The following is a 2,092-nucleotide window of genomic DNA, read 5'->3' on the forward strand; positions in this document are numbered from 1 at the left end:
ACGGAAAATGTCCCGACATTAGCTGCTGAGCGTGCACAACAGGCCGCAGAACTTCAACAAAACGCAGTTGATGCCATTCACAATGATCCTGTGGTTGAACAGATCAAAAATGCATTTAATGCCCGTATAATCGATACAACAATTAAACCCTTATAACTTTAAAGAGGATCTCCTATGAAAGGTGGATTAGGTAATCTGATGAAACAGGCCCAGGAAATGCAGGCCAATATGCAGAAGGCTCAGGAAGAACTGGCCAACGTCGAAGTCACTGGCCAGGCTGGTGGCGGCATGGTGAAAATCATCATGACCGGCAAACACGATGTTAAACGTGTGAGCATTGAAGACAGCCTGTTTCAGGATGATAAAGAGATGCTGGAAGATTTGATTGCAGCAGCTGTTAATGATGCAGTAAAACAAGTCGAGAAAACCACCCAGGAACGCATGGCCGGCATGATGCCTCCAGGCATGAAATTACCTTTCTAATTCAAATATGGCTACTCTCGGTCCCAGCATTGATCAATTGATCCAGGCTTTACGCTGTTTACCCGGCGTGGGGCCAAAATCAGCTCAGCGAATGACGTTTCATTTACTGGAACGCGATCGCAGCGGTGGAGAACATCTTGCAGAAATGCTGAGCAAAGCGCTGACTAATGTAAAACATTGTCAGCGCTGTCGTATTTTAAGTGAAGAAGATATTTGCAGTCGCTGTAACGACAGTTCACGTCGTGAAGATCAACTGTGTATTGTGGAAATGCCCAGTGATGTGATTGCTATTGAACAGGCAACGCATTATCAAGGACAGTATTTCGTGCTGACCGGTCATTTATCACCATTAGATGGTATAGGGCCTGAAGCATTAGGCATCCCCGATCTCATTGAGCGCTTTGATCAGAAAATCGTTACTGAAGTCATTCTGGCAACCAATCCAACGGTTGAAGGCCAGGCTACAGCGCATTATATTAGTGAAATAGCGCGTTCAAGAGACATACATGTAACACGGTTGGCACATGGTATACCATTGGGGGGTGAACTTGAGTATGTTGACAGTGGTACACTGTCTCATGCATTTGCTGGGCGAGAAAAATATTAACCGAACCAAACAATATTAGAGCGGATTTACATGACGGAAATCTATACGGCATACGACTCATTAAAAAACTTTAACGGTCTCATTCACCGCCAGCCGTTGTTTATTTCCAAAAAACTTGATGTCGACAGTTACCACCTGACATTTCTGGATACCGAAGGTAATCCTCTGGGTGAAGACGCGCCCGTACCTGATTTTCTATCGCAGCTTTCAGCCATATTAAAGGCAATAAATCATAATCAAAAAACCTTATTAACCATTCCCGGATCATGGCAAAAAGCACTTTTTGAGTATGAAATGCCTGGAATTGATCTGATCATTGAAGCCAATGATCGTTCAATAACGAAACCGGCCAGTTCACATGTCAGTTATGCGGAAAATGCCAAGAGTAATGTCGGTAATGGTCGGACCCTGCTAATTGATCTGGAAGAGTTCTCTGAAAATGAGATATCTGAAAATCTGCCAAAATGGCGCCAGCAACATCCCGTGTTGTGTGCTTTAAACGTCAATGCCTTCTCACAGTTCAGTCTCTGTCAGTTACATGATATCGATTTACTTCAGGGATTTTTCTACACTCTGCCCGATAACAGTATTGATAAGAAAATCGCTCCTGCTGCACAAACGCTGATGGAGCTTCTGGTCAAGTTGCAGGATCCTGAAGTAGAGGTTGATGAACTGGCGGAAATTATTAATCAGGATGTGGCATTAAGTTATAAATTGCTGCGTCTGATTAACTCAGCTTTTTTTGGCCTTCCCCGTGAAGTTGGCAGTACCCGTCAGGCGATCGTGATGCTGGGTCAGAACAAAATTAAAACATGGGCAAGTCTGTTATGCCTCTCCGGACTCGATGATAAACCCAATGAACTTCGTACCACCGCGATGATTAGAGGGCGGATGTGTGAATTACTGGCGAAACATTATAAAGGCCATGCCGATGTATTTTTCGCCGCGGGTTTGTTTTCCACACTCGATGCGTTAATGGATAAACCGCTTGAAGTACTGTTG

Annotated in this window: 3 protein-coding genes; all 3 read left to right on the forward strand. The window is 44.2% G+C overall.

The window, feature by feature from the left end:
• The first annotated feature begins 174 nt into the window (after positions 1 to 174).
• The gene (locus B3182_RS07825) at positions 175 to 483 is read left to right on the forward strand and encodes a YbaB/EbfC family nucleoid-associated protein (RefSeq protein ID WP_292354726.1); all 309 of its coding nucleotides are present in this window, start codon (positions 175 to 177) and stop codon (positions 481 to 483) included.
• Between the two features lie 7 nt (positions 484 to 490).
• Complete coding sequence (recR, locus tag B3182_RS07830) at positions 491 to 1,090, forward strand: recombination mediator RecR (RefSeq protein WP_292354724.1); 600 nt, start codon at positions 491 to 493, stop codon at positions 1,088 to 1,090.
• A 30-nt stretch (positions 1,091 to 1,120) separates the two neighbouring features.
• A partial coding sequence (locus tag B3182_RS07835) for an EAL and HDOD domain-containing protein (RefSeq protein ID WP_292752237.1) occupies positions 1,121 to 2,092 on the forward strand: 972 nt, incomplete at its 3' end.

It is taken from the genome of Methylophaga sp. UBA4204 (assembly GCF_002379485.1).
In the GTDB taxonomy this organism is placed as follows: domain Bacteria; phylum Pseudomonadota; class Gammaproteobacteria; order Nitrosococcales; family Methylophagaceae; genus Methylophaga.